Origin of the sequence: Hungatella sp. SL.1.14 (assembly GCF_024460495.1) — a bacterium.
Classification (GTDB): domain Bacteria; phylum Bacillota; class Clostridia; order Lachnospirales; family Lachnospiraceae; genus Hungatella; species Hungatella hathewayi.
Map to the genome: position 1 here is coordinate 1 of NZ_JANFYJ010000496.1, position 290 is coordinate 290.

The 290-nt window shown below is 45.9% G+C and carries 1 pseudogene; it reads left to right on the forward strand.

Features of this window, described 5'->3' with window-relative positions:
- Positions 1-250: pseudogene (locus NE473_RS31995) on the forward strand (ribulose-phosphate 3-epimerase); the annotation flags it as partial.
- Between the last annotated feature and the right edge of the window lie 40 nt (positions 251-290).

Sequence of the window (290 nt, forward strand, 5' to 3'; positions counted from 1 at the left end):
GGATCAGCTGCTCCTCATGACATCGGAGCCTGATTATTTAGAAGAAAAAGTATATGGACCAGCAGTGGAACGCTTAATCCGCTTAGCAGGAAATATTCCGGCAGGAGTAGAATTGTATACAGATGGAGGCGTGACCAGGGAAACGCTTCGGGAGCTTGAAGAAGCAGGGGTTCATGAAGCAGTCTTAGGCCGTCTGGTATTTCAGAGCCCTGATCCGTTAGAAATGTTAAAGGAACTGAAGGAGGAATAGAATGAATGCAGAAGAGGTATTAAAAGAACTTTGCCTGGCA